Source organism: Aequorivita todarodis (genome assembly GCF_028561335.1).
Classification (GTDB): domain Bacteria; phylum Bacteroidota; class Bacteroidia; order Flavobacteriales; family Flavobacteriaceae; genus Aequorivita; species Aequorivita todarodis.
In genome coordinates, this window is sequence record NZ_JAQQTG010000023.1 from 1 (window position 1) to 793 (window position 793).

1 protein-coding gene is annotated in these 793 nt (G+C 37.6%); it reads right to left on the bottom strand.

Annotated features, from left to right (window positions below; translation table 11 throughout):
* On the bottom strand, nucleotides 1-727 hold a 727-nt coding region (locus tag POV26_RS10495; RefSeq protein WP_272856430.1), incomplete at its 3' end, for an IS256 family transposase.
* Nucleotides 728-793: the final 66 nt, after the last annotated feature.

Here is a 793-nt window from a genome sequence, read left to right on the forward strand (position 1 = left end):
CTATGGCATCTCCAAAACCTGCTAAATTATCAATACAAGCGATAAATATATCCTCTAAGCCACGACTTTGTAGATCGTTGAGTACCTGCCTCCAAAAACTACTGCTTTCACTACTGCCAAAATAAATACCCAATATTTCTTTTTGACCCTCCAGGCTTACCCCCAGGACAGAATAAACAGCTTTGCTCTGGACTCTTCCCTCCTCTCTGACCTTATAATGCATGGCGTCTAGCCAAATTAGGGGATAAACGCTATCTAAAGGCCTGTTCTGCCATTCTTTTATCTCAGGTATTATTCGGTCTGTTATACTGTTTATCGTAGCATCTGAGACCTCAAAATCATACATCTCTCTTAAGTGATTTTGAATATCCGAATAGCTCATTCCCAAACCATAGAGTCCAATAATTTTCTTATCGATATCACTGCTGATTGTAACTTGTCTCTTAGGTACGGTTTGGGGTTCAAACGTTCCATTTCTATCCCTGGGAGTTTCTAACTCAAAACTTCCTAAGTCACTCTTCATTAATTTTTTAGCTTTGCCGTTCCGCCTATTTTTAAAAGGCTTTGTCTCTTGAACGTGACCAGTTACTTCGCTTTCTAATGAAGCTTCTAAGATCATCTTTAACAAGGGGGTAAAAACCCCTTCTGAGCCTGTTAAAGGCTTGCCTTGTTTCAATTTCTCGATCGCATCGCGTGAGAATTTTTCAAAATCAAAATTTTCGTTCATAATATGTCAAATTTAAAAAGTTTAAACATCCTTTTTTTAATTTGACACAGTTTATTTAACATACTC